Source organism: Plantibacter sp. LMC-P-059a (genome assembly GCF_030209505.1).
Lineage (GTDB): Bacteria > Actinomycetota > Actinomycetes > Actinomycetales > Microbacteriaceae > Plantibacter.
In genome coordinates this window covers 405018-429300 of the sequence record NZ_JARVRZ010000001.1, presented here as the reverse complement: position 1 = coordinate 429300, position 24283 = coordinate 405018, and the positions used below count along the sequence as shown (strand labels likewise).

The following is a 24283-nucleotide window of genomic DNA, read 5'->3' as shown; positions in this document are numbered from 1 at the left end:
GGTCCCACATGTCCTCCCCCCTCCTCCCGCAACGCCTCCGCGACCGAGGCCGGACCCTCCTCGACGAGGACCGCGGCGACGTGCCCGGTTGGGTGCTCATCACCCTCATGACGGCGGGGCTCGTCCTCCTGATCTGGGGCGTCGCCGGCCCCGCCCTGACGCAGGTGTTCGAGCAGGCCATCGAGCGTGTGTCCGGTATCTGAATCCGGCGGAGGACGCCTGCGTCGTCGGTGCGCTCGGGAAGAGGACGGTTCAGCCGTCGCCGAGTTCGTGTTCGTCGGTGCGATGCTGACGATCCTGATGATGTCCGTGGTGCAGCTCGCCCTCGCGTTGCACGTGCGGAACACGCTGATCGACGCTGCCGCCGAGGGAGCCCGTCTCGGAGCCCTCGCCGACACCGAACTGCTCGACGGTGCCGAGCGGACACGGCATCTCGTCGCCGTGGCAGTGGGGGAGGCCTACACGGGTGACATCCGGGCGTCGCTTGCCGATCGTGGTGGCGTCGACGTCGTCACCGTGACCGTCCGAGCGCCGCTGCCCGTCATCGGGCTGCTCGGGCTCCCGGGCGCGTTGGAGGTGGAGGGCCGTGCCGTGGTGGAGACGCTCGAGTGACCGGGCCGGCCGATCGGCGACGACACGGGACGACGACGGTTCGGCATCGTTGGAGTTCATCACCGTCGGCCTGGTCCTGCTCGTCCCATTGGTCTACCTCATCGTGGCCCTCGCGGAGATCCAGGCGGCGGTGCTGGCGGCAGACGGTGCCGCCGTGCAGGCGGCGAAGTCCTACGCACGAGCACCGGACGACACGACGGGTCGGACTCGTGTGGACGACGCACTCGCACTGGCGCTGGCCGACTTCGGGCTCGACCGATCGGCCGCTTCGGCGCAGCTCGGCTGCCTGCCAGCCGGCCTGCCGTGCGGCCAACGGGCCGGATCCGTCAGCGTAAGGATCGACATCCTGGTGGCCCTGCCGCTCATGCCCGACGTCGTCGGGTCGTGGGCGGCGGTCCCGGTGTCCGGATCCGCGACGGCCCCGATCTCACGATTCGACGACCGCGACGGGGAGGCAGGATGACGGGCGCGCGACCGGGGAAGGTAAGCCGTGACCTCCGCACCGATGACGGCTCCACCATCCTCCTGACGATCGGCTTCGCCGCGGTGACACTCGCGGTCGTGCTCGTCGGGATCGCCGCGACCTCGCTGTACGTCGAGCACAAACGCCTCCTCGGGCTCGCCGATCGACTGGCCGCCACGGCTGCCGAGTCGTTCTCGATCGACGACGTCGTCATGCTGCCCGACGGCTCGTTCCGGCCCGTCCTCGACGACGCCGCCGTGGCGTCGAGCGCCCACGCGACACTGGCAGCCGAGGGCCCTGGCGCGCTCACCGGCGTCGAGATCCTCGAGGCCGCCACCCCGGACGGGCGAAGTGCGGAGGTCTCGCTGGCATCCGAGTGGCGCCCACCGATGCTGACGCTGTTCGTGCCGGCCGGCTTACGGATCGAGGCGACGGCGAGCGCCCGCAGCGTGTTCTGGTGACCGCGACCGGACGCGCGCGAGCGATCAGGGGAAAGGCCGCGAACCGCGGTCGATGAACCGGGGGATGAACCGGAACAGGAGGAACGCGCCGATCAGCCCGACACCGCCGATCGTGCCCGCGGCGAGGGAGATCGACGCGGCCGCGGTGATTCCGGACATCGCCAGCGGAGCGGCGGCGGTGCCGGCGTCTCCGAGGAAACGGTAGGCGCCGAGGAACGGCGCCGGTCGGTCCGGCGGCGCGAGGTCCGATCCGAGCGTCATGAGGATCCCGCTGCCGAGACCGTTCGAGAGCGCGAGCACCAGCGCGACGGCGATGAACCACACCGCGGCGCTGTCGAGGTCGTGCGTGAACGCCAGGATGATGAACCCGGAGCCCAGGCCCACCATCGAGGGGACGGCCGTCCAGATCCGGCCCCAACGGTCCATGATCTGTCCGCTGGCATAGAACAAGGCGAACTCGACCGCTCCGACGACGCCGATGATGAGCGCCGTCTCGGTCTCGGACAGGCCGATGCTCACCGCCCACAGGGGGAGGAGCACGGCACGGCACGACCGCATCGCCCCGACGAGCGCTGCGGTGGTCCCCATCCGGGTGAGCACGGCGCCGTGGGTACGGATCGCGGCGAGCAGCCCGCTCGACTCCGCTGCCGCGAGCTCTTCACCCTCGGTCCGGGCTTCGCCGTCGGTGCTGCGGGTCGGGCTCGGCCGACCGAACATCTCGGCCGGGTCGGGGAGGACCAGCAGCGTGACCGCGGACCCGACGCAGCACACGACCATGACCCAGAAGGCGGCCTGCGAGGTGGCGGTCAGGTGGATGACACCTGCGGCCAGGAAGGGGCCGATGAAGGTGCCGGCGCGGAAGACCCCGCCCAGCGAGGAGAGGGCCCTCGCGCGGTAGCGGATCGGCACGTACGTCGTCATGAAGGCATGTCGCGCGAGGCCGAACACCGCTGTCGCGACGCCGATGCAGAAGATCCCGAGCGCGAGGACGAACGGGTTCGGCGAGATCGCCGCGGTCGCGACACCGACGACGGCGAGCAGGGCGGCCCACATCATCGCGAAGCGCTCGCCGATCCGGCTGACGATCCACCCCGACGGCACGTCCCCGACGAGCTCCCCGAGCATGATGAGCGACGAGATGACACCGGCGACGGCCAGCGTCGCGCCGAGGTTCCCCGCCACAGCGGGGATGATCGGGATGATCGCGCCCTCGCCGATCGAGAACAGGAGGGTGGGGAGGAAGACCGCGACCGCGACGGAGCGCAGGTTGAACGGGCGTTCTTCGGAAGTCATCTGCTCGATCGTACGCCCGCGGCACTGCGCGGTAGGCTGATGCCAAATGTTTGACTTGGACCTCTCCACACAGATCAGTACCCTCCGCTCGACCTTCGACGACATCCGCAGCGTCGTCGGCGTCGACCGTCTCGAAGCCGAGATCGCGACCCTGAGCGAGCAGGCGGGGGCCCAGGATCTCTGGGACGATACGACCAACGCGCAGAAGGTGACGAGTGCGCTCAGTCACCGCCAGTCCGAACTCGCCCGCATCACGAGCATCGCGAACCGCCTCGACGACCTCGAGGTGCTCATCGAGCTCGCCACGGACGCCGAGGACGAGGAGTCGGCCGAGGAGGCCCGCCAGGAGCTCATCAGCCTCCAGAAGGTGCTCGGCGACCTCGAGGTCCAGACCCTGTTGAGCGGCGAGTACGACCCGCGTCCGGCCGTCGTCACCATCCGTGCGGGCGCCGGCGGTGTCGACGCCGCCGACTTCGCCGACATGCTCTTCCGCATGTACCTGCGATGGGCTGAGCAGCACAAGTACCCGGTCACCGTCATGGACACGAGCTACGCGGAGGAGGCCGGTATCAAGTCGGCCACCTTCGAGGTCGACGCACCGTACGCGTTCGGCACCCTCAGCGTCGAGGCCGGCACGCACCGGCTCGTCCGCATGAGCCCGTTCGGGGCTGCGGGGAAGCGGCAGACCAGCTTCGCCGCCGTCGAGGTGATCCCGCTCATGGAGGAGACGGAGATCGTCGAGATCCCCGAGTCGGACATCCGGGTCGACGTCTTCCGATCGAGCGGCCCCGGCGGCCAGTCGGTCAACACGACCGACTCCGCGGTGCGGATCACCCACCTGCCGACGGGCACGGTGGTGTCCATGCAGAACGAGAAGAGCCAGATCCAGAACCGTGCCGCGGCCATGCGCGTGCTCCAGTCACGACTCCTCCTCATCCAGAAGGAGCAGGAGGCGGCCACCAAGAAGGAGCTCGCCGGCACCATCACCGCGAGCTGGGGCGATCAGATGCGCTCGTACGTGCTCGCGCCGTACCAGATGGTCAAGGACCTGCGGACGGAGCACGAGCAGGGGAACCCGGCCGCCGTGTTCGACGGCGATCTCGACGGGTTCATCGCCGCTGGGATCCGGTGGCGCTCGATGTCGAAAGCCGAGTAGTCGGCGGCGGACATAGTGTTCGCCCAGCCCTCGTACAGGGTACGGATCGCGGGCGTGTCCTGCCCGTAATCGGCACGCCGCTCCTTAAGCTCAAGGAGCCATGATTCGGTTTGATCACATCTCCAAGAAGTATGCGGGAACCTCGCGTCCCGCCCTCAACGACGTCGATTTCGAGATCCTTCGCGGAGAGTTCATCTTCCTCGTCGGTGCTTCGGGATCCGGGAAGTCGAGTTGCCTCCGCCTGATGCTGAAGGAGGACAAGCCGAGCAAGGGCAAGATCCATGTGCTCGGCCACGACCTGGGTTCGATCTCGAACCGCAAGGTCCCCTACTTCCGTCGCAGCCTGGGTGTCGTCTTCCAGGACTTCCGGCTGCTCCCGAGCAAGACGGTCTATCAGAACGTCGCCTTCACCCTGCAGGTGATCGGCAAGTCACGCGGATTCGTCCAGGAGGCCGTCCCCGACGTCCTCAAGATGGTCGGTCTCGACGGGAAGGCGCAGCGACTCCCGCACGAGCTCTCCGGTGGTGAGCAGCAGCGTGTCGCGATCGCCCGAGCGATCGTGAACAAGCCGCAGATCCTCCTCGCCGACGAACCGACGGGAAACCTCGACCCGGCGACCAGCGCGGGGATCATGCAGCTGCTCGAACGCATCAACGCCGGTGGTACGACCGTCGTCATGGCCACGCACGAGGCCGGCTTCGTCGACCAGATGCAGCGTCGGGTGATCGAGTTGCAGGACGGCCAGATCGTCCGCGACGAACGCCACGGCGGGTACGGCACGACCGCTGCCATCCCCGGGCTCGTCCGTGGGTCGTCGAAGGCCGCCGCGCCGTCCGCCCAGCAGGCACCGACCGCGTCATCGACGTCGGCTGTGCCTGTCGCAGACACTCCGTCGGTCCTGGTGACGACCACGACGTCCTCCGTCGCAGCGAATTCCGAGCCCACGACGAGTGCGGTGGCTGCAGCCGCGGTCGCCGCCACGGCCGCCACGCCGACGGCTCCGGCCGCAGAAGCCCCGTCCATCGCGGTCTCGCGAGACTCCTCGCCGCAGACCGCCGCAGAGGAGTCGACGACCCGCGGCTCCGTCGCGACGCCGATCGAGGAACCGGCCGTCACGCCCGTCGTCGAGCCGGAACCAGCGGTCGAGCGAGCCGAAGAACCGGTGCTGGACACGACCGAGGCCGAGGCGGCGACGCCGGACGACGAGACCGCACTGCCCCCGGCGGACGCGGTCCCGGAGGTCGCGCCGCCACAACGCCTGAGCAATGCCACCGGACCCATCGGGCTCCCGGCGCGCAACGAGATCGACCCGATCGAGGTCGAACACCTGTCGCTCGCCGAGCGGCTCGGCCTGCGTGCCGCCGCGCGCGGCTCTGAAGACGGAGAGCAGAACGTGGGGCCGACCAAGTGAGACTCGCACTGATCTGGTCCGAGGTCTGGAACGGCCTGCGCCGCAACGTCTCGATGGTGGTCTCCGTCGTACTCGTGACCTTCATCTCCTTGACCTTCGTCGGAACGGCCGTGCTCCTGCAGATGCAGATCGGCCAGATGAAGAACTACTGGTACGACCGCGCTCAGGTCGCCATCTACCTGTGCACCGCCGACAGCGCAGGCGACACCTGCGCCGCCGGTGCCGCCACCGAGGAACAGCGCGCAGCTGTGCAGAGCGCGCTGGAGTCGTCCACCCTCGCGCCCTTCGTCGACAAGTTCTACTTCGAGGACCAGGCGCAGGCCTTCACCAACTTCCAGGAGCAGTTCAAGGGCAACGACATCGCGCAGTTCGTCACCGCCGATCAGCTCCCCGAGACGTTCTGGGTGAACATGAAGGACGCATCGCAGTCCGACGTGCTCGTCGAGGCGTTCTCCGGCGTCGCGGGCGTGGAGCAGGTGACGGATCAGCGCCAGTATCTCGACCAGATCTTCTCGGTCCTGAACATCGCCAGTTACACGGCGATCGGGATCGCCGCGCTCATGCTCGTCGCGGCGGCCCTCCTGATCGCGACCACGATCCGGCTGTCGGCCTACTCCCGACGCCGGGAACTCGGGATCATGCGGCTCGTCGGTGCGTCGAACCGGTTCATCCAGACACCGTTCATCCTCGAGGGCGTGTTCGCGGCACTCATCGGCTCCGTCCTCGCGGCCGGGGCGGTGATCACCATCGTCCAGGTGTTCGTCCAGGGATACCTGGCGGACCGCATGCGGTACGTCAACTTCGTCGATCTCGGAGACGCCTTCGTGGTGTTGCCGATCCTGTTGCTCGTCGGCGTGCTGTTGGCGGCGATCTCAGCGAACTTCGCGATCTCCCGGTACCTCAAGGTCTGAGTCGGCGGCCGGTGTCGCCCGTCCATCCGGACGTGCGTTAGACTGACAGGCTGCCGCGATCGCGGCCGGTCCGTTCCGACGGATCCGAACCAGAACGTCAGGAGTACTCCGTGCCGAGGGAACGCGGCGAGAACGTCGTGGCCACGAACCGCAAGGCCCGACACGACTACACGATCGAGGACACCTATGAGGCCGGCATGGTCTTGACGGGTACCGAGGTCAAGTCGCTTCGGGCCGGCCGAGCGTCGCTCGTGGACGGCTACGCCTTCATCGACCGGCGGGAAGCCTGGCTCGACGCCGTGCACATCCCCGAGTACGGACAGGGGACGTGGACGAACCATCCGCCGAGACGCAAGCGGAAGCTCCTCCTGCACCGCGAGCAGATCGACAAGATCGCGCACAAGATCGCCCCGGGTGGGTTCACGCTGGTGCCACTGAAGATCTACTTCAAGGACGGCAAGGCCAAGGTCGAGATCGCGGTGGCGAAGGGCAAGAAGGAGTACGACAAGCGGCATGCCCTGCGCGAGAAGCAGGACACCCGCGAGGCGGCTCGGGCGATGGCCACCAGGAACCGACTCGGCGAATAGGGTGACACCGCCGCCGCCGCGCAGTACACTTGAAAGCTGCACCGCAAGGTGCTCGTTCGCCGCTCGCGGCGGATTGACAACTCGACAGCGTGTGACAACGACCCTCTTCACCTCGGCGACGGGGAGTTGAGCGCATGGGGATGATCGGTTTCGACATTGCCTGCGAAACTGCGAGAAGCGGGTCGAGGATGCAGGGTTATCTCGTTAACGATCTCTGCAAAACAACAAGTGCCAACTCTAAGCGCACTGACTTCGCCCTCGCTGCTTAAGCGAGCCCGATAGTCCGTCAGACCGAGCGTGTCCCCGTCTCGGATCCTGGCGTCATCTAGGGGACTTGCTGGATGACGGAGCCGCGACGTCATCCGGGACTTTTCCTCGGCTGGGCCTGTCGACCAAGATGCCCTTGTCAATGGTCGGGGCCGAGTAGAACGTGTCAAGGGATACGCCCGTAGAAGGCGCAGAATCACAGCAGTGGACGGGGGTTCAATTCCCCCCATCTCCACACCTGGTCGTTGTCACACGCCGTCGGTTCGACGTGAGGCCTCCGCTTCGGCGGGGGCCTTTCGTCGTGCTTGAGGTCGGGCGGCCCCCGGCGGGCTGCTAGCCTGGGAGTCCAGAGGCCGCCACCACCCGGGAGACCTGCATGGCGACAATCCTGCTTGTTTTTGCTGCGATCGCCGTCGCCACGCCCACACTCACGAGAGTGCTGTCGACGAAGGTCTTCTACGTCATCGCGTGTATTCCCGCGGCGGCATTCATCTGGACGCTGTTCCAGACGGCTACCGTGACCGCAGGCGGTACCGTCGTCGAGACCATCGAGTGGATCCCTCAGCTGAGCATCGCGCTGTCGTTCCGGATGGACACCATCGCCTGGTTGCTCGCCCTCGTCGTGACCGGCGTGGGCGCCCTCGTGCTCGTGTACTGCGCGCGGTACTTCTCAGCGGACGAGCCCGGCCTCGGGCGGTTCGCCGCGTTCCTCTTCGCCTTCGCCGGAACGATGTTCGGGCTCGTCACGGCCGACGACATCATCGTGATGTTCATGTTCTGGGAGATCACGAGCGTGCTCTCCTACCTGCTGATCGGGCACTACACCGATCGCAAGGAGAGCCGGGGAGCGGCACTGCAGGCGCTGCTGGTGACCACCTTCGGTGGGCTCGTGATGCTCGTCGGCGTCATCATGATCTCGGTGCAGGCGCAGAGCACCTCCCTCGCGTCGATCGTCGAGCAGGGCCTCACCGGTCCGGCGACGACCGTCGCGATCCTCCTGATCCTCGTGGGTGCGATCTCGAAGTCCGCCCTCGTCCCCTTCCACTTCTGGTTGCCCGCCGCGATGGCCGCCCCGACGCCGGTGAGCGCCTATCTGCACGCCGCGGCGATGGTGAAGGCCGGCATCTACCTCGTCGCGCGGTTCGCGCCGGGGTACGCCGACACCCCGGGCTGGGATGCGATGCTCGTCGGTCTCGGCGTCCTGACGATGGTGGCCGGAGCCTGGCGTTCGCTCCGCCAGTACGATCTCAAACTCGTCCTGGCGTACGGCACGGTCAGCCAGCTCGGGTTCCTCATGGTGGTCTCCGGCTACGGGACGCGCGATTCGGCGTTGGCGGCGGTCGCGCTGCTGCTCGCTCACGCGATCTACAAGGCCGCCCTGTTCCTCGTCGTCGGGATCATCGACCATCGGGCCGGGACCCGCGACTGGCGGCACCTCTCCGGTGTCGGGCGCCAGACGCCGGTCCTCGCGGTGATCGCCGCGATCGCGGTCGCGTCGATGGCTGGTATCCCTCCGCTCTTCGGCTTCGTCGCCAAGGAGGCCGTGTTCACCTCGTTGCTCGAGGGCGCACTCGAGGGCGACGTCTGGGGGTGGGTCGCGATCATCGGGACCGCCGTCGGTTCCGTCCTGACGGTCGCCTACAGCGCTCGGTTCCTCTGGGGTGCGTTCGGCGACCGTCGCGGCGCGGCGCCGACGGAGCTGCATGCCGAATCGGGCAGCATCATGATCGCTCCCGGTGTCCTCGCGGTCGCCACCGTGGCGCTCGGCTTCGCGACCACCCCGATCGACACGGTGCTCGCGCCCTACGCGGACTCCGTGGGGGAGGGCGGGTACCACCTCGCGCTCTGGCACGGTTTCGAGCCCGCCCTCGGGATCTCGGCGGTCGTGGTGCTCCTCGGCCTCCTGCTCTTCCGGTGGCGTCTGCCGGTGGCCCGTCTCCAGGACCGCCTCCCGTCGGTCATCGACTCGTCGAAGGGCTACTGGGCTGCGACACAGGGGATCGATCGGCTCTCGGCGAAGGTCACGCTCTTCGCGCAGCGCGGCGGGCTCGTCCAGTACCTGTCCACGATCCTCGTGGTCTTCGTCCTGACGCTCGGCACGATCGCGCTCGTCGGCCGAGCCTGGCCCGCCGAGGTCCGCCTGTGGGACTACCCGGCACAGGTGGCGATCGCCATCATCATGGCGACCGCGGCGATCGCTGCGGCCAGGGCGAAGCAACGCATGGCGGCGGTCCTCCTCGTGGGTGTCACCGGCTTCGGCCTCGTGGCGCTGTTCGCCCTGCACGGCGCCCCCGACCTCGCCCTCACGCAGGCTCTGGTGGAGACCATCACCATCGTCGTCTTCGTCCTCGTCCTCCGTCGGCTCCCCGCCAAGATCGCCCAGCGGAACGCTCCGGTCCACCGGACCCGCCGCGTCGTGATCGGAACCCTGACGGGGGCCGTCATGGGGCTCATCGGGGTGATCGCCCTCGGCGCACGTCAGGCGGAGAGCATCGCGACCGAACTGCCCCGCCTCGCCGTCGAGGAAGGACATGGCAAGAACATCGTCAACGTCATGCTGGTCGACATCCGCGCGTGGGACACGATGGGCGAGATCTCCGTCCTCGTCGTCGTCGCCACCGGCATCGCCAGCCTGTTGTTCGTCTCCCAGCGCGGTGCGGAGGTGCCGCGCTTGAGCGGCGCCCGTCGCCGTCGGACGCCCAGCCTGCGCTCGCAGGTCGTGTCGGACCCGCATCTGGCGGACAGCGAGATGGAGGCTCCCCGCGACGCCGTCGGACGCCACTCGTGGCTCATCGGCGGCCGTGCCATCGCCGAGGCGAACCGCTCGATCCTGCTCGAGGTGCTCGTCCGACTGCTGTTCCACCCGGCGATCGTCGTCTCGATCTTCCTCCTCTTCGTCGGACACAACGAGCCGGGTGGCGGGTTCGCTGGTGGCCTGCTCGCCGGACTGGCGCTCGTGATGCGGTACCTGGCCGGTGGCCGGTACGAGTTGGGGGAGGCGGTTCCCATCGATGCCGGCAAGGTGCTCGGCGTCGGCCTGCTCCTCGCGGTCGGCACCGCCGTCGGGTCGCTGTTCTTCGGTGGGGAAGCCCTGCAGTCCGCGTACTTCTCCGCCGACGTCCCGATCCTCGGCCACCTCTCCTTCGGCACGTCGAGCATCTTCGACATCGGTGTCTACCTCGTCGTCGTCGGGCTCGCGCTGGACATCCTGCGCAGTCTCGGAGCCGAAGTGGACCGTCAACAGGAGGAAGCCGACATCGACGAGCAGAGCACGGACGAGTTCTCGGCGAGTGAGGCCGAACGATGAGCGCCTCCCTCACCCTCGTCGTCCTGATGGCCGTCATGTACGGCACGGGCGTCTACGTCATGCTCGAACGCAGCCTGACGCGGTTCCTCATCGGGTTCGTCCTCGTCGGCAACGCGACGAACCTCCTGATCCTGATCATGAGCGGTCCGAGCGGCACCGCGCCGCTCGTCACCGGGACGGCTTCGGATGATCGGATGGTCGACCCGGTGCCGCAGGTGCTCATGCTGACGGCCATCGTCATCAACTTCGGCGTGACGGCGTTCATCCTCGCCCTGATCTACCGGACCTGGTGGCTGGCGCAGCTCGGCGACGAGGGTGACACCCTCAGCGACGAGCACGCGGACGACACGGAGGCGGCGACGGACGCGGTCTTCAACCAGGTCGACCTGGACGACGAGGCCATCCAACGGGTCCTCGACGAGAGCAACGAGCACGGCGACGATCGGAACACGACCAGGAAGGGAGCGGGCGAATGAACGCACTCGTGCCCCTGGTGGTCATGATCCCGCTGATCGGCTCCGCCGTTGCGCTCATGTTCCGCAACCGCCGGAAGACCCAGGTCCTCATCAGCGTCGTCGCGCTCACCGCGGTGACCGTGATCAGTGCCGTGCTCCTGGCGGCGGTCGACCAGAGCGGCACCATCGTGGTCGAACTGGGTGGGTGGTCCCCGCCGTGGGGCATCGTGCTCGTCGTCGACCGTCTGTCGGCCATCATGCTGCTCATCGCCGCGCTCATGCTGCTCGGCGTCCTCATCTTCGCCATCGGCCAGGGCATCGTCGACGGCGACCGCGAGACCCCCGTGTCGATCTTCCACCCCACCTACCTGGTGTTGGCGGCAGGTCTGTTCGACGCCTTCGTCGCCGGCGACCTCTTCAACATGTACGTCGGGTTCGAGATGCTGCTCGCATCCAGCTACGTCTTGCTCACGCTGGGCGGGACCGGTGCGCGGATCCGTGCGGGCGTGACCTACATCGTCATCAGCCTGATGTCGTCCCTCCTCTTCGTGGCGGCGATCGCCCTCATCTACGGTGCGACGGGCACGGTCACGATCGCCCTGGTCGCCGACCGCGTCCGTGATCTGCCCATGGAGGTCCAGGCGATCCTCTGCGCGGCGCTCCTCCTCGGGTTCGCCGTGAAGGCGGCGGTGTTCCCGCTCTCGTTCTGGCTCCCCGACTCGTACCCGACCGCTCCGGCACCGGTCACCGCCGTCTTCGCCGGCCTGCTGACGAAGGTCGGTGTGTACGCGATCATCCGCACGGACACGCTCATCTTCAAGGAGGTCCCGCTCGCGACGCCCTTGATGGTGATCGCCTTCCTGACCTTGCTCATCGGGATCTTCGGCGCCGTCGCGCAGGCGGACATCAAACGGCTGCTGTCGTTCACGCTCGTCAGCCACATCGGGTACATGATCTTCGGCATAGCGGTGGGCGGGGTCGCCGGCACCGCTGCGACGATCTACTACATCGTCCATCACATCGTCGTCCAGACCACCCTGTTCCTCACGACCGGGCTCGTGGAGCGGATCGGCGGGACGACCTCCATCTCCCGGCTCGGCGGGATCCTGAAGGCCTCGCCGATCGTCGGCGTGCTGTTCTTCATCGGGGCGATGAACCTCGGCGGCATCCCGCCGTTCTCCGGGTTCCTCGGCAAGATCGGCCTCTTCCAGGCCGGTGTCGCCCTGGGGGACCCGCTCTCCTACATCCTCATCGCGGCCGGTGCTGCGACCTCGCTCCTGACGCTCTACGCGCTGGCGCGAGTCTGGAACATGGGGTTCTGGCGTGGCAAGGACGAGGTCGCGGGGTACTCCTCGCCGCTCCTCGACCAGCTCGCCGAGAGCCCGGAGGACTCGGGGTCGGTCGACACCAAGACGATCTCCCGCCCGATGATCGGCGCGACGACCGGCATGGTCGCCCTGACCCTCGCGCTCACCGTGTTCGCCGGGCCGTTGTTCGGCCTCGCGACGCGGGCCGCCGAGAACATCGAAGACCCGGACAACTACATCACCGCGGTCTTCCCCGACGGAACGGAGCACCTGAAGTAATGCAACCGTCACGTCGTCGCGCGTTCGTCAGCCAGGCCCTCCTGACGGCCGGACTGGTCCTGCTCTGGTGCCTCCTATGGGGCATGTTCGACCTCCTCACGCTCGTGACCGGGCTCGGGGTCGCCCTCCTGGTCTCGTTCCTGTTCTACCTCCCGGCCGTCGAGCTGAGCGGTCGTATCAACGTCTGGCGGACCGCGGTGTTCCTCGGCCGCCTGCTCGTGGACATCGTCCGCGCGAGCGCCGAGATCACCTGGCTCGTCCTCCGTCCGTCCTTCCGGTCGAGCAACGCCCTCATCGCGGTGCGGCTCCGGACGTCGTCCGACCTCATCATGAGTTGGACGGCCGAAGCAGTCTCGATCGTGCCCGGATCGATCGTGGTGGACCTCGACCGCACCGCGTCGACGCTCTACCTGCACGCCCTGAACGTGCACGACGACCGCGACATCGAGCAGGTCGTCGCCGAGGTCCTCGGAACGGAGCGGCGTCTCATCCTCGCCATCGGATCCCGCACCGAGGCGGACGCGCTCCGCCATGACCACGACCACGTCTCGACCGGAAGGGGTGCGTGATGCTCGTCGTCATCATCGTCGTGTCCGTGCTGTTCGCCGCCGCTGCCCTCGCCGCGGTCTACCGCATCATCCGCGGGCCGAGCCTCCTCGACCGCGTGATCGCGTCCGACGTGTTGGTCGCCACGGTGATGTGCGCGATCGGAGCGGAGATGGCCGTCAACCGTCACACCGATGGTCTCCCGGTCCTCCTGGCGCTCGCGATGTTCGCGATCGTCGGTTCGGTGAGCGTTGCGCGGTTCATGTCGAAGCAGGACGACGCATGACCGTCGATCTCATCCGCGACATCGTCACCGGTGCGCTCGTCATCGTCGGGGCGATCATGTGCTTCGCCGCAGGGGTCGGTCTCCTGCGGTTCCCCGACGTCCTTTCGCGACTGCACGCGGCGACGAAACCGCAGATCCTCGGCCTCATCGCCATCATGGCCGATGTCGCTGTGTCGAGCCCGACGGTCGGCACGATCACGATCGCCATCGCGATCATCGTCTTCCAGAGTCTGACGGCGCCCATCTCGGCGCACATGGTCGCGCGCGCGGCGTATCGGAGCGGGAACTTCGACGAGACGTTGCTCGTCCGGGACGAGCTCGCCGGACGCGAAGAGCTCGGCGAGGAACGGCATCCGGGACATACGCCCGAGTAGCGGCACAATGTCCTCATGGGGATGCTCATCTACGGGTCCGGTGACGAGTACGAGATCGACGACCGCGCGCTGGCGCACCTGAAAGCTGTGATCGGAGCGAAGCTCCGCCGGCAGGAGGGATTCTTCCTCAGCTGGGCGAACGACGCCGAACACGGGTCCGGTCGTCGCTCCCTGTGGTTGTCGCCGAGCATCCCCCTGCAGTTCCGGTTCTTCGGCAGTCGACCGCCGGAACTCAACCGGGCCTGGCTCGAGGTGCTCTCGGAGACGTCCCATTCGCCGCGCGGGCTGCAGCTCATCCCGGAATCAGAGGTCGAGAGGCACCTCGCCGGCGGTCGGCTGTCGCATGACGGCGACGGCAACCACGACCACGGCGAGGACTAGGACCCGTCGTCCGACCCGACGAGCAGGACGCGGAGGGCCAGCTCAGGGGATCCTCGGCCGTCCGGCGGGATCGTCTCCCCATCTGCGTAGCGGTCGACGATGCGCGGATCGACGTAACTCGACTTGGCGATCGCGGGGGTGTTGCCGAGGACGGCCGCCGCGTCTCGCATCGCCTGGGCGACGGCCTTCGACCGCGCGGTCTTGCTCCGGACCGGACCGGCCTTCGCGAGGCTCTCGGCCGCCGCGACGGTGCCGTGGAGGGTGCGGAAGTCCTTCGCCGTGAACGCACCGTTGGTCTGCGCCCGGACGTAGTCGTTGATCTGGCTCGCTTGGAGGTGTCGCCATCGGTTGCCGTCCTTCCAGGCGAGCAGCCGGGCGTGCGGGCCTCGCCGTTTCAACGAACGGATGAGTGAGGCGAGGTCGGCGTCGACGATGTCCGACTCCCAGGGCTGTCCGCTCTTGGCCGGGAACTTCAGGGCGACGGTGTCGCCGCTGACCCGTGCGTGGGCGCCTTCGAGGGTCGACAGGCCGTGGCTCCCGTTCGCCTCCGCGTACTGCTCCCCGCCGACGCGTAGCGACCCGGTGTCGAGCATGCGGAACGCGCCGGCCGAGACCCGAGCCAGCGGGTAGCCTTCGAGACGGAGGTCGCGGGTGACCCGTCCTCGTGCCGCCGGCAGGGCCTCCGCGAGCGCCAGGGCCCGGTCGAACTTGTTCCGATCCTGTCGTTCGCGCCACGAGGGGTGGTAGAGGTACTGGCGTCGGCCGGCCGTGTCGATGCCGGTCGCCTGGATGTGCCCGTTCGCGTAGGGGGTGATCCACACCTCGTTCCAGGCGGGCGGGATCACCAGGCCGTCGATGCGGGCTCGGATCTCCTGGTCCTCGAGGAGGGAACCGTCGGGCAGCCGATAGCTGAAGCCGCGTCCGGAGCGAACCCGTCGGATGCCCTGCCCGCTGACGTCGCTGCGCCTGAGTCGTACCATCCGCCCAGCGTACGACTCCTGTTCCGGCCACCCTCCGGGCTTGCGCGGTGCCGGACGGTCGTGTCAGCCGACCGGCGGCAGCTCGGCGAGGAAGGCGTCGTGCAGGTGCCCGTTCGTCGCGAGGGAACTCCGCGTCGAGATGGACCGGGCGCCGTCGATGTCGGTGAAGCGTCCCCCGGCCTCCAGCACGATGGGCACGTGGGCGCCGAGGTCGTACTCCTGGACACCGAACTCCGCCACGGCGTCGATCGAGCCCTCGGCGAGCAGCATGTAGGGCCACATGTCTCCGATGGCCCGATCGCGCCAGAGCGAGCCGCACAGGGCCAGGAGCTGGGGGATACGCCCCACGGAGGCCCACTGTGCGATGCTCTGGAAGCTGAACGACGCGTCGGCGAGGTCTGCGACCGCGGAGACCGCGAGTCGGCGCGGTTCGACCTCGCCGAACCGGAGTCCCCATGCCCCGTGCCCGATGGCGCCCCACCAGCGGGCGTGCATGGCCGGTGCGCTGACGACACCGACGACCGGTACCCCGTCGACGGCGAGGGAGATGAGCGTCGCCCAGTTGGGGACGCCCCGCAGGAAGTTCGCCGTGCCATCGATCGGGTCGATGATCCACTGGCGGTCCGTCGGTCCTTGCGCGCCGTACTCCTCGCCGAACACCCCGTCATCGGGCCGCTCGGTCTCCAGGATGCCGCGGATGGCCCGTTCGACGGCGAGGTCGGCGTCCGTGACGTGCGAGCGGTCCGGCTTGGTCGAGATCTCGAGGTCGCGAGCCTCGAACCGGTCCATGGCGATGCGGTCCGCCGCGTCGGCCAGTCGGAGGGCGAGTTCGAGGTCTGCAGGGGACGCTGGGGAGTGGTCGGTCACCAGTCCAGGATAGGGTCGCGCGGGTCAGATCCTCGGACGTGCGGGCGCGAGGGGCCGCACGCGCGACACGCCGACGGCCTCGATTTCGCGCCGGGGCAGGTTCGGTGATAGTGTCATATCTCGGTTCGGAACACTCCGAAACCACGCACCTCTAGCTCAATTGGCAGAGCAACTGACTCTTAATCAGTGGGTTCCCGGTTCAAGTCCGGGGGGGTGCACCACCACAGAGACGGCCTCATCTTCGGATGGGGCCGTCGTCGTTTTCCGCTCGTGTCGCGGAGCTGAACCGATTTTGCAACGTTTTGCGCCAGCCCGCGTCCGATTCGCGTCATTGGCGCGTCGAGCCGCAATGCCGTGAGAGCCTGGAAGGGTCGGTGACCTGGCGGGATCGGGTCCTGCCGTTGCCGACGACGGCCTCCGTGTGGTCACCCCACCGCCCGGGGCGCAGCGACAGCGCGCACCAGTGCCCGCCGCCGCCGTGGCGCCTCATCGATTCGGGTTCGATGAGGCGTCATGCCCGCTCGTGGCTCACGACGGCGAAACGGCCGCCCACCGGAGTGGACGGCCGTTCGTGACGGTGCGGTGGTTCAGGCGACGGAGCTGCGCCGCGCTGGAACCGGGTTGACGAGGCTGGCGTCGATGAACTCGGGTTCCGCCCAGACGGTGATCGGGTAGTGCTGCGGCTCCAGCAGGGTCCGCTCCACGAGCGTGGGTTCGGCCTCGGGCTCTGTTTCGTCGACGTCCTGTGCGGGGGAGTCCTCGGCTTCGACCGGCTCGGTCGCCGCAGCGGCCGGCGCGAGCGTCTCGACCGGCTCGACGACCGGCGAGGCGAGCTCGATGGTCGCTTCCAGTTCGGCGGCTTCGACCTCGACAGTGTCGAGCTGCTCTTGGGAACGCGACCAGAGTCGCCATCCGCGTGCCGGTGCGGCTTCGGCGCGGATAGTGACGGCGGCCTGTTCGAGGTCGATGTCAGTGGCGATCTCATGGGCGAGCTGCTGCGCGTAGACCTCATGGAAGATCTCGTCGCCGGAGCTCGGCGTGCGTCGCGACAGCACCCAGGCGCCGTTCGCGCCGAGTTCGGACGCCAGTCGTGCGTGTACCAGGTCGAACAGCTGCTTCTCGGTCAACTTCGATGCGGAGACAGGTGCAGCGTGGCGTCGGCGACCGAACATGGCGGGCCCTTCATCGAAAGCGGATCGTCCCTTGAGGAGGACTGCCCTCATTGTCGGTCACCGAGTGCGGAACGCCGCGGAGACACGCGGACGACGCCGGGGTTCACGGCATTCCGGAGCGTCCGTGGTAGCGGCGTGTCAGCGACCGATCTCGGCCTGCTTGCTCTCGTCGAGGACCGTGCTGATCGCGAGGGCGAGCGAGATGCCCCAGCTCAGCCACAGCAGGATGAGCTTCCAGTCGCGGGGACCCTGACGCGTGGCCTGGAGTGCCGAGATGCCGCCGAAGACCGCGGAGATCATGCTGCCGTTGAAAAGGTATTTGCGCATGCCTTCACGCTAGCCGGTAGGGGAGGCCCCCCGCATCCGGGCTTTCATCCGACACCCGGCCTGTGCTAGCGAAGGCGCGTTTGGCGAAGGCGAGCGACGCCCGGAGCTGCGCCACCCGGCTGGCGTCGTCCTCGCCGCTCGGAAGGTGCACCTCGGCGACGATGCTGCCCGACCACTCCGCCGCCCGGAGCCGCTCGAGCACCGCCGCGACCGGCTGGTCGCCGTCGCCAGGCAGGAGGTGTTCGTCGAGGAAGGCGGCACGGGGCGAGGGGGACGTGCCGTCGCACAGGTGGATGTGGCGCAGGCGGTCGCCGTACCGGGTGGCGATCTCCAGCGAGTCCTCGCCGGCGAGAGCCGCGTGCGAGAAGTCGAGGGTGAGCGCCGCACACGCGAGCGGGCCCGGGTCGTATCCGAACGCGAACGGCTGTACGCGGAGCCCCCGGCTTCGGAAGCACGCCATGTTCTCGACCGCGATCTCCAGACCGTACTGCTCGCTGAGCTCCGCGACGAGGTCGACGAACGACGCTGCGTACCGTCGCTGCCAACGGAACGGCGGGTGGACGACGACCGTCGAGGCGCCCACGGCGTCGGCGAGTTCCGCGGAGCGACGGAGCTTCACGCGGTGGTCCCGCCCCCACACGAACGCCGTCCTCGTGAGGACCGGCGCATGGATCGAGAGGATGTCCAGCCCGGTCTCGTCGGCCAGCGACCGGAGCGCGACCGCGTCCTGCGTCATCCGGTCCTCGGTCACCATGACCTCGACGCCGTCGTAGCCGGCTTCCGCGGCGAGTTCGAAGGCGCGCCGGGTGCCGGAGGGGTAGACGCAGGAGGTGCTCATGCCATGGCGGATCATCAGCGCAAGCATATGCTCGCCGTCTGAACACGCGGTTTCGCCGTGCGGAACGCTGCTAGCCTGAAGGGCGAACCCGAGCAACCCGGGAGGGTCATCATCACCAGATATTCCGCGCCTGACGGCGGATCAGCGTCGACCTTCGACTTCATCGTGGTCTCCAACCGACTGCCGGTCGACCGCGTCATCGACGCAGACGGAGTCGAGAGCTGGCGGACCTCTCCCGGCGGACTTGTCACCGCCCTCGAACCCGTCATGCGCGGCGCGGACGGTGCCTGGATCGGGTGGGCCGGATCGGCCGACCTCGAGATCGAGCCGTTCGACAACGACGACATGTGGATCATCCCGGTGCCGCTGTCGGAGGAGGAGATCGCCCGCTACTACGAGGGATTCTCGAACGACACGATCTGGCCGCTCTACCACGACGTCATCGCGCCGCCGAGCTACCACCGCGAATGGTGGGACTCCTACGTCGCCGTCAACCGCCGCTTCGCCGAGGCCGCTGCGGCCGCCGCCTCCGATGGCGCGACCGTGTGGGTGCAGGACTACCAGCTGCAGCTCGTACCGAAGATCCTCCGCGAGCTCCGTCCCGACCTCACGATCGGGTTCTTCAACCACATCCCGTTCCCGGCCTACGGGATCTACTCGCAGCTCCCGTGGCGACGCCAGATCATCGAGGGGCTGCTCGGGGCGGACGTCATCGGGTTCCAGCGCGTCGCGGACGCCGGCAACTTTTCCCGGGCGGTCCGCCGTCTGTTCGGCTATGAGACGAAGGGGGCCGCGATCCAGGTCCCGCTCGACGCCGCGCTCGTGTCCGTCACGACGGATGCCGCGCCGGCCGCGTCGAAGCGAGGCGCTCCCTACCGCACGGTGATCGCCAGGCACTTCCCGATCTCGATCGACAGCCAGGGCTACCAGGCGCTCGCGCAGCGCCCGGAGATCATCGCGAGGGCCAAGCAGATCCGTGAGGAGCTCGGCAATCCCGAGACGATCATGCTCGGGGTCGACCGGCTCGACTACACGAAGGGCATCGGTCACCGTCTGAAGGCCTTCGGTGAACTCCTCGAGCAGGGCAAGCTCGCCGTCGAGGACGTCACGCTGGTCCAGGTCGCGAGCCCCAGCCGCGAACGGGTCGAGACCTACCGCCAGCTGCGCGACGACATCGAGCAGACGGTGGGCCGGATCAACGGCGACTTCGGCACCATCGGCCACACCGCGATCCAGTACCTCCACCACGGGTACCCGCGCGAGGAGATGGCCGCCCTGTACCTCGCCGCCGACGTCATGCTGGTGACGGCCCTCCGCGACGGGATGAACCTCGTCGCCAAGGAGTACGTCGCGGCACGCTACGACAACGACGGTGTCCTCGTGCTGAGCGAGTTCGCCGGGGCATCCGACGAGCTGAAGCAGGCGTTGAAGATCAACCCGCACGACATCGAGGGACTCAAGTCCGCGATCCTGCAGGCGGTCCACATGACGAAGGCGGAACGCGGCCGGAGGATGCGTGCGTTGCGTAAGCGCGTGATGGAGTACGACGTCGCCCGCTGGTCCGCGTCCTTCCTCGATGAGCTGCACCGCGTCCGCGACACGGCATCGACCACCGAGCAGGGGAGCACCACCCAGTCATGAGCACCACCGACGAGCCCACCGACACCCTCGGGGGGCTTCCCCTCGGGTTGCGCGCGGAGTTGCGCCGCCTGGCCGACGTCCCGAGCCTCCTGGTCGCCCTCGACTTCGACGGCACCCTCGCGCCGGAGGTCGACGACCCGGATCAGGCCAGAGCCCTGCCGGCCGCGCGCAAAGCCGTCCTCGCGCTCATGGACCTGCCGGGCACCCGGGTCGCGCTCGTGTCCGGACGCGCGATCGACAGCCTCGTGGCGGTGGCGGAGCTGCCCGACCACGCGTTGTTCGCCGGCTCGCATGGCGTCGAGATCCGCCTCGACAACCCAGACGACGCGCTCGCCCTCGACGACGAGGAACGCGAGCAGCGGGAGACGCTGCAGCGGATCCTCCAGGACGTCGCCGGGGGTTACGATAATGTCTGGATCGAGCGGAAGCCGGCAGGGTTCGCCCTGCACACCAGGCTCGCCAGTGAAGAAGACTCCAGGATCGCCCACCTCGAAGCACTCGCCCACACCAAGGATGAGTTCGGCGCCCTGACGGTTCGCGAGGGCAAGAACGTCCTCGAGTTCTCGCTCAGGAGCGCGACCAAGGGCGAAGCCGTCGAACACCTCCGGCGGTACACCAAAGCAGACGCCGTGTTCTATGCGGGCGACGACGTCACGGATGAGGACGCGTTCGGTGCGCTCGGCCCGGGAGACCTCGGGGTGAAGAGCGGCACCGGCGTGACCGCCGCGGATTTCCGGGTCGAAGGACCATCGGAGATCGCGCGAGTCCTCGGCATGCTCGCGGAATATCGAAGCAACAAGGAAGCCGTAGACTCTTAAAATGCCAGAGATCGACATCAAACCACGCAGTCGTGCCGTCACCGACGGCATCGAGGCGACCACCTCGCGCGGCATGCTCCGCGCCGTCGGCATGGGCGACGAGGACTGGGACAAGCCCCAGATCGGCATCGCGAGCTCGTGGAACGAGATCACGCCCTGCAACCTCTCGCTCGACCGCCTGGCACAGGGCGCCAAGGAAGGCGTCCACTCCGGTGGCGGGTACCCGCTCCAGTTCGGCACGATCTCCGTCTCCGACGGCATCTCGATGGGGCACGAGGGCATGCACTTCTCGCTCGTGTCGCGAGAGGTCATCGCCGACAGCGTTGAGACCGTCGTCATGGCCGAGCGCCTGGACGGCACCGTCCTGCTCGCGGGTTGCGACAAGTCGCTGCCCGGCATGCTCATGGCGGCCGCGCGTCTCGACCTCGCCTCGGTGTTCCTGTACGCCGGTTCGATCGCTCCAGGGTGGGTCAAGCTGAGCGACGGTACGGAGAAGGAGGTCACGATCATCGACTCCTTCGAGGCGGTCGGGGCCTGCAAGGCCGGGAACATGAGCGAGGAAGACCTCAAGCGCATCGAGTGCGCCATCGCCCCTGGCGAGGGCGCCTGTGGCGGGATGTACACGGCCAACACCATGGCCTCGGTCGCCGAAGCACTCGGGATGAGCCTTCCCGGCTCGGCGTCGCCGCCCTCGGCCGACCGCCGCCGCGACTACTTCGCGCACCGTTCGGGTGAAGCCGTCGTCAACATGCTCCGTCTCGGCATCACCGCCCGCGACATCCTCACCAAGGAGGCGTTCGAGAACGCCATCGCCGTCGCGATGGCCTTCGGCGGCTCGACGAACGTGGTCCTGCACCTGCTCGCGATCGCCCGCGAGGCCGAGGTCGACCTCACGCTCGACGACTTCAACCGCATCGGCGACAAGGTCCCGCACATCGGCGACCTCAAGCCGTTCGGCCAGTACGTCATGAACGACGTCGACCGTCACGGCGGCGTCCCCGTCGTCATGAAGGCCCTGCTCGACGCCGGACTCCTGCACGGCGACTGCCTCACGGTCACCGGCAAGACGGTCGCCGAGAACCTCGCCGACATCAACCCGGACCCGATCGACGGCACGGTCATCCGCACGCTCGACAACCCGATCCACGCGACCGGCGGCATCACCATCCTCAAGGGCTCGTTCGCCCCCGAGGGAGCCGTCGTCAAGACCGCCGGCTTCGACGCCGAGGTCTTCGAAGGACCCGCGCGGGTCTTCGAACGTGAACGCGGTGCCATGGACGCGCTCACCGAGGGCAAGATCAACAAGGGTGACGTCGTCATCATCCGCTACGAGGGCCCGAAGGGTGGGCCGGGAATGCGCGAGATGCTCGCGATCACGGCAGCCATCAAGGGCGCCGGGCTCGGCAAAGATGTACTACTCTTGACGGACGGTCGATTCTCAGGCGGCACAACCGGACTGTGCATCGGCCACATAGCACCCGAAGCGGTGGACGCAGGTCCAATCGCCTTCGTGCGCGATGGTGATCTGATACGGGTCGATATCGCTGGCCGCTCGCTCGACCTACTCGTCGACGACGCAGAGCTGGAAGCCCGCCGCGAAGGCTGGGCGCCTCTTCCCCCGCGCTATACCCGTGGCGTTCTCGCAAAGTACTCTCGTCTCGTGCACTCCGCAGCGGAGGGCGCGATCACGGGGTAACCGAGCATCTCGTTCGTGCATCTCATCGCTGAAGGAATCATCATGCCCACGGAGTCCCAACCCGTGCCTCACCCCAGAACACCGGCGGCTGCGGCTGCCCCGGAGATCCTGACCGGAGCACAGGCGATCGTCCGATCGCTCGAGCTGCTCGGGGTCACCGACATCTTCGGTCTGCCCGGCGGAGCGATCCTGCCGACGTACGACCCGCTGATGGACTCGACGAAACTCCGTCACATCCTCGTCCGGCACGAGCAGGGCGCCGGCCACGCCGCTGAAGGCTACGCCGCGGCCGGTGGCGGGATCGGCGTCTGCATCGCGACGTCCGGTCCTGGCGCGACGAACCTCGTCACGGCCATCGCCGACGCCTACATGGACTCGGTGCCCATGGTCGCGATCACCGGTCAGGTGTTCTCGACGCTCATGGGCACGGACGCGTTCCAGGAGGCGGACATCGTCGGCATCACCATGCCGATCACGAAGCACTCCTTCCTCGTGAAGACGCCGGAGGACGTTCCGGCCGCCATCGCGGCGGCGTACGAGATCGCCGGGACGGGCCGTCCCGGTCCGGTGCTCGTCGACATCACCAAGGACGCCCAGCAGGCCGAGGCGCCGTTCATCTGGCCGCCGAAGGTCGACCTGCCGGGCTACCGTCCGGTGACGAAGGCGCACGGCAAGCAGATCCAGGCAGCAGCACAGCTCCTGGTGAACGCGAAGAAGCCGGTCCTCTACGTCGGTGGCGGCGTCATCCGGTCGAAGGCCTCGGAGGAACTGCTCGCCCTGGCCGAAGCCGTCGGCGCGCCGGTCGTCACGACCCTCATGGCCCGTGGAGCGTTCCCGGACTCCCATCAGCAGCACCTCGGCATGCCCGGCATGCACGGCACCGTCCCCGCCGTGCTCGCCCTGCAGGAGTCCGACCTGCTCGTGTCCCTCGGCGCCCGCTTCGACGACCGCGTGACCGGGAAGGCGTCGCTGTTCGCACCGAACGCGAAGGTCGTGCACGTCGACGTCGACCCCGCCGAGATCTCGAAGATCCGCATCGCGGACGTCCCGATCGTCGGCGACGCGAAGGACGTCATCGTCGACCTGCAGGCGGCCTTCGAGGCGGCGTCCCGCGAGGTCACGCCCGACATCACCGAGTGGTGGGCGTACCTCGACGGCCTCCGCGAGGAGTTCCCGCTCGGCTACGCCGCACCCACCGACGGTCTGCTGGCCCCGCAGCACGTGATCTCGCGCATCGGCGAGCTCACCGGACCGGAGGGTGTGTTCGCCTCCGGTGTGGGTCAGCACCAGATGTGGGCCGCCCAGTTCATCAAGTACGAGCGCCCGAACTCCTGGCTCAACTCCGGTGGTGCCGGAACCATGGGGTACTCGGTCCCGGCCGCCATGGGCGCCAAGGTGGCCCAGCCCGACCGCCACGTGTGGGCGATCGACGGCGACGGCTGCTTCCAGATGACGAACCAGGAACTCGCGACCTGCACGATCAACAACATCCCGATCAAGGTCGCGATCATCAACAACTCCTCGCTCGGCATGGTCCGCCAGTGGCAGACGCTCTTCTACGACGGCCGGTACTCCAACACCGACCTCAACACCGGCCACGACACCATCCGCATCCCCGACTTCGTCAAGCTCGCGGAGGCCTACGGCTGCCTCGCGATCCGCGTGACGAAGGAGGAGGAGGTCGACGCGGCCATCAAGCTCGCGCTCGAGACCAACGACCGCCCGGTCGTCATCGACTTCGTCGTGAGTGCCGACGCGATGGTGTGGCCGATGGTGCCGCAGGGCGTCAGCAACAGCTACGTCCAGTACGCCAAGGACCACAGTCCGTCGTTCGATGAGGAGGCCTGA

The 24283-nt window shown here is 68.1% G+C and carries 25 protein-coding genes, 1 tRNA gene and 1 other RNA gene; 21 read left to right on the top strand and 6 right to left on the bottom strand.

The genetic code is table 11. From position 1 onward, the window contains the following. Nucleotides 1–8: 8 nt before the first annotated feature. From QRN27_RS02060 to QRN27_RS02045, 4 genes are read left to right on the top strand one after another with little or no spacing between them, the layout of a single operon-like run. Nucleotides 9–203 carry a hypothetical protein gene (locus QRN27_RS02060; protein WP_285040535.1) on the top strand — a complete coding sequence of 65 codons (195 nt, stop codon included), beginning with the start codon at nt 9–11 and terminating at the stop codon, nt 201–203. Further along, a complete protein-coding gene (locus QRN27_RS02055; protein ID WP_350224081.1) occupies nt 187–612 on the top strand; it encodes a TadE/TadG family type IV pilus assembly protein in 426 nt (141 codons plus the stop codon). The genes QRN27_RS02060 and QRN27_RS02055 overlap by 17 nt, the downstream gene beginning before the upstream one ends. After that, complete coding sequence (locus tag QRN27_RS02050) at nt 587–1075, top strand: TadE family protein (RefSeq protein ID WP_285040534.1); 489 nt, start codon at nt 587–589, stop codon at nt 1073–1075. The genes QRN27_RS02055 and QRN27_RS02050 overlap by 26 nt, the downstream gene beginning before the upstream one ends. Continuing rightward, nucleotides 1072–1536, top strand: a complete 465-nt coding sequence (locus QRN27_RS02045) for a hypothetical protein (RefSeq protein ID WP_285040533.1) — start codon at nt 1072–1074, stop codon at nt 1534–1536. The genes QRN27_RS02050 and QRN27_RS02045 overlap by 4 nt, the downstream gene beginning before the upstream one ends. Nucleotides 1537–1560: 24 nt before the next feature. Here the strand turns inward: QRN27_RS02045 and QRN27_RS02040 are convergent, their stop codons facing one another. Further along, the gene (locus QRN27_RS02040) at nt 1561–2829 is read right to left on the bottom strand and encodes an MFS transporter (RefSeq protein WP_285040532.1); all 1269 of its coding nucleotides are present in this window, start codon (nt 2827–2829) and stop codon (nt 1561–1563) included. A gap of 46 nt (nt 2830–2875) precedes the next feature. Here QRN27_RS02040 and prfB point away from each other — a divergent pair, with 46 nt between their 5' ends. From prfB to QRN27_RS01980, 12 genes are all read left to right on the top strand, one after another. Continuing rightward, nucleotides 2876–3985: a peptide chain release factor 2 gene (gene prfB, locus QRN27_RS02035; protein ID WP_056007124.1), complete on the top strand. Its 1110-nt coding sequence runs from the start codon at nt 2876–2878 to the stop codon at nt 3983–3985. 100 nt (nt 3986–4085) lie between these two features. Further along, on the top strand, nt 4086–5396 hold the full coding sequence (gene ftsE, locus QRN27_RS02030) for a cell division ATP-binding protein FtsE (protein WP_285040531.1): 1311 nt from the start codon (nt 4086–4088) through the stop codon (nt 5394–5396). Then, nucleotides 5393–6307 (top strand): permease-like cell division protein FtsX, encoded by a 915-nt coding sequence (gene ftsX / locus QRN27_RS02025; protein ID WP_056007118.1) that lies wholly within the window; start codon nt 5393–5395, stop codon nt 6305–6307. The genes ftsE and ftsX overlap by 4 nt, the downstream gene beginning before the upstream one ends. A 110-nt stretch (nt 6308–6417) precedes the next feature. After that, nucleotides 6418–6894 carry an SsrA-binding protein SmpB gene (gene smpB / locus QRN27_RS02020; RefSeq protein WP_056007115.1) on the top strand — a complete coding sequence of 159 codons (477 nt, stop codon included), beginning with the start codon at nt 6418–6420 and terminating at the stop codon, nt 6892–6894. 136 nt (nt 6895–7030) lie between these two features. Next, nucleotides 7031–7399, top strand: a transfer-messenger RNA (tmRNA) gene (gene ssrA / locus QRN27_RS02015). A 138-nt stretch (nt 7400–7537) separates the two neighbouring features. Beyond that, on the top strand, nt 7538–10468 hold the full coding sequence (locus QRN27_RS02010) for a Na+/H+ antiporter subunit A (RefSeq protein ID WP_285040530.1): 2931 nt from the start codon (nt 7538–7540) through the stop codon (nt 10466–10468). Beyond that, a complete protein-coding gene (locus tag QRN27_RS02005) occupies nt 10465–10944 on the top strand; it encodes a sodium:proton antiporter (protein ID WP_285040529.1) in 480 nt (159 codons plus the stop codon). The genes QRN27_RS02010 and QRN27_RS02005 overlap by 4 nt, the downstream gene beginning before the upstream one ends. Further along, complete coding sequence (locus tag QRN27_RS02000) at nt 10941–12509, top strand: Na+/H+ antiporter subunit D (protein WP_285040528.1); 1569 nt, start codon at nt 10941–10943, stop codon at nt 12507–12509. The genes QRN27_RS02005 and QRN27_RS02000 overlap by 4 nt, the downstream gene beginning before the upstream one ends. Then, the gene (locus QRN27_RS01995; RefSeq protein ID WP_285040527.1) at nt 12509–13078 is read left to right on the top strand and encodes a Na+/H+ antiporter subunit E; all 570 of its coding nucleotides are present in this window, start codon (nt 12509–12511) and stop codon (nt 13076–13078) included. The genes QRN27_RS02000 and QRN27_RS01995 overlap by 1 nt, the downstream gene beginning before the upstream one ends. Beyond that, nucleotides 13078–13341: an MrpF/PhaF family protein gene (locus QRN27_RS01990; RefSeq protein ID WP_285035884.1), complete on the top strand. Its 264-nt coding sequence runs from the start codon at nt 13078–13080 to the stop codon at nt 13339–13341. Before QRN27_RS01995 ends, QRN27_RS01990 begins: the two co-directional genes overlap by 1 nt. Beyond that, entirely contained in the window at nt 13338–13715 is a 378-nt protein-coding gene (mnhG, locus tag QRN27_RS01985; RefSeq protein WP_056778195.1) for a monovalent cation/H(+) antiporter subunit G, read from the top strand. Before QRN27_RS01990 ends, mnhG begins: the two co-directional genes overlap by 4 nt. A gap of 15 nt (nt 13716–13730) precedes the next feature. Beyond that, nucleotides 13731–14096: a DUF7882 family protein gene (locus QRN27_RS01980; RefSeq protein WP_285040526.1), complete on the top strand. Its 366-nt coding sequence runs from the start codon at nt 13731–13733 to the stop codon at nt 14094–14096. Here QRN27_RS01980 and QRN27_RS01975 read toward each other — a convergent pair. After that, nucleotides 14093–15076, bottom strand: a complete 984-nt coding sequence (locus tag QRN27_RS01975) for a DNA topoisomerase IB (RefSeq protein ID WP_285040525.1) — start codon at nt 15074–15076, stop codon at nt 14093–14095. The two genes, QRN27_RS01980 and QRN27_RS01975, sit on opposite strands and share 4 nt — an antisense overlap. A gap of 63 nt (nt 15077–15139) precedes the next feature. Further along, complete coding sequence (locus QRN27_RS01970; RefSeq protein ID WP_285040524.1) at nt 15140–15943, bottom strand: inositol monophosphatase family protein; 804 nt, start codon at nt 15941–15943, stop codon at nt 15140–15142. Between the two features lie 145 nt (nt 15944–16088). Between QRN27_RS01970 and QRN27_RS01965 the strand changes: the two genes are divergently transcribed. After that, a tRNA-Lys gene (locus QRN27_RS01965) sits at nt 16089–16164 on the top strand. Between the two features lie 366 nt (nt 16165–16530). Here the strand turns inward: QRN27_RS01965 and QRN27_RS01960 are convergent. From QRN27_RS01960 to QRN27_RS01950, 3 genes are all read right to left on the bottom strand, one after another. After that, complete coding sequence (locus tag QRN27_RS01960; RefSeq protein WP_285040523.1) at nt 16531–17070, bottom strand: hypothetical protein; 540 nt, start codon at nt 17068–17070, stop codon at nt 16531–16533. 183 nt (nt 17071–17253) lie between these two features. Beyond that, a complete protein-coding gene (locus QRN27_RS01955) occupies nt 17254–17442 on the bottom strand; it encodes a hypothetical protein (RefSeq protein ID WP_194669644.1) in 189 nt (62 codons plus the stop codon). A 4-nt stretch (nt 17443–17446) separates the two neighbouring features. Next, nucleotides 17447–18280: a sugar phosphate isomerase/epimerase family protein gene (locus tag QRN27_RS01950; RefSeq protein ID WP_285040522.1), complete on the bottom strand. Its 834-nt coding sequence runs from the start codon at nt 18278–18280 to the stop codon at nt 17447–17449. A gap of 111 nt (nt 18281–18391) precedes the next feature. Between QRN27_RS01950 and otsA the strand changes: the two genes are divergently transcribed. Genes otsA through QRN27_RS01930 form a run of 4 tightly spaced genes read left to right on the top strand, consistent with a single transcriptional unit; the run spans nt 18392 to nt 24283 of the window. After that, on the top strand, nt 18392–19921 hold the full coding sequence (gene otsA / locus QRN27_RS01945; protein ID WP_502929463.1) for an alpha,alpha-trehalose-phosphate synthase (UDP-forming): 1530 nt from the start codon (nt 18392–18394) through the stop codon (nt 19919–19921). Next, a complete protein-coding gene (gene otsB, locus QRN27_RS01940) occupies nt 19918–20739 on the top strand; it encodes a trehalose-phosphatase (RefSeq protein ID WP_056007081.1) in 822 nt (273 codons plus the stop codon). Before otsA ends, otsB begins: the two co-directional genes overlap by 4 nt. Before the next feature lies 1 nt (nt 20740). Then, nucleotides 20741–22435, top strand: coding sequence for a dihydroxy-acid dehydratase (ilvD, locus tag QRN27_RS01935; RefSeq protein WP_285040521.1), 1695 nt, complete (start codon nt 20741–20743; stop codon nt 22433–22435). Between the two features lie 42 nt (nt 22436–22477). Further along, complete coding sequence (locus QRN27_RS01930; protein ID WP_285040520.1) at nt 22478–24283, top strand: acetolactate synthase large subunit; 1806 nt, start codon at nt 22478–22480, stop codon at nt 24281–24283.

Excerpts from the sequence above, each read along its gene's own strand:
- QRN27_RS02060 (WP_285040535.1), top strand. The coding sequence starts at position 9 with ATGTCCTCCCCCCTCCTCCCGCAACGCCTCCGCGACCGAGGCCGGACC.
- QRN27_RS02045 (WP_285040533.1), top strand. The coding sequence starts at position 1,072 with ATGACGGGCGCGCGACCGGGGAAGGTAAGCCGTGACCTCCGCACCGAT.
- QRN27_RS02040 (WP_285040532.1), bottom strand. The coding sequence starts at position 2,829 with ATGACTTCCGAAGAACGCCCGTTCAACCTGCGCTCCGTCGCGGTCGCG.
- prfB (WP_056007124.1), top strand. The coding sequence starts at position 2,876 with ATGTTTGACTTGGACCTCTCCACACAGATCAGTACCCTCCGCTCGACC.
- ftsE (WP_285040531.1), top strand. The coding sequence starts at position 4,086 with ATGATTCGGTTTGATCACATCTCCAAGAAGTATGCGGGAACCTCGCGT.
- QRN27_RS02010 (WP_285040530.1), top strand. The coding sequence starts at position 7,538 with ATGGCGACAATCCTGCTTGTTTTTGCTGCGATCGCCGTCGCCACGCCC.
- QRN27_RS02005 (WP_285040529.1), top strand. The coding sequence starts at position 10,465 with ATGAGCGCCTCCCTCACCCTCGTCGTCCTGATGGCCGTCATGTACGGC.
- QRN27_RS02000 (WP_285040528.1), top strand. The coding sequence starts at position 10,941 with ATGAACGCACTCGTGCCCCTGGTGGTCATGATCCCGCTGATCGGCTCC.
- QRN27_RS01995 (WP_285040527.1), top strand. The coding sequence starts at position 12,509 with ATGCAACCGTCACGTCGTCGCGCGTTCGTCAGCCAGGCCCTCCTGACG.
- QRN27_RS01990 (WP_285035884.1), top strand. The coding sequence starts at position 13,078 with ATGCTCGTCGTCATCATCGTCGTGTCCGTGCTGTTCGCCGCCGCTGCC.
- mnhG (WP_056778195.1), top strand. The coding sequence starts at position 13,338 with ATGACCGTCGATCTCATCCGCGACATCGTCACCGGTGCGCTCGTCATC.
- QRN27_RS01980 (WP_285040526.1), top strand. The coding sequence starts at position 13,731 with ATGGGGATGCTCATCTACGGGTCCGGTGACGAGTACGAGATCGACGAC.
- QRN27_RS01975 (WP_285040525.1), bottom strand. The coding sequence starts at position 15,076 with ATGGTACGACTCAGGCGCAGCGACGTCAGCGGGCAGGGCATCCGACGG.
- QRN27_RS01955 (WP_194669644.1), bottom strand. The coding sequence starts at position 17,442 with ATGCGCAAATACCTTTTCAACGGCAGCATGATCTCCGCGGTCTTCGGC.
- QRN27_RS01950 (WP_285040522.1), bottom strand. The coding sequence starts at position 18,280 with ATGAGCACCTCCTGCGTCTACCCCTCCGGCACCCGGCGCGCCTTCGAA.
- otsB (WP_056007081.1), top strand. The coding sequence starts at position 19,918 with ATGAGCACCACCGACGAGCCCACCGACACCCTCGGGGGGCTTCCCCTC.
- ilvD (WP_285040521.1), top strand. The coding sequence starts at position 20,741 with ATGCCAGAGATCGACATCAAACCACGCAGTCGTGCCGTCACCGACGGC.
- QRN27_RS01930 (WP_285040520.1), top strand. The coding sequence starts at position 22,478 with ATGCCCACGGAGTCCCAACCCGTGCCTCACCCCAGAACACCGGCGGCT.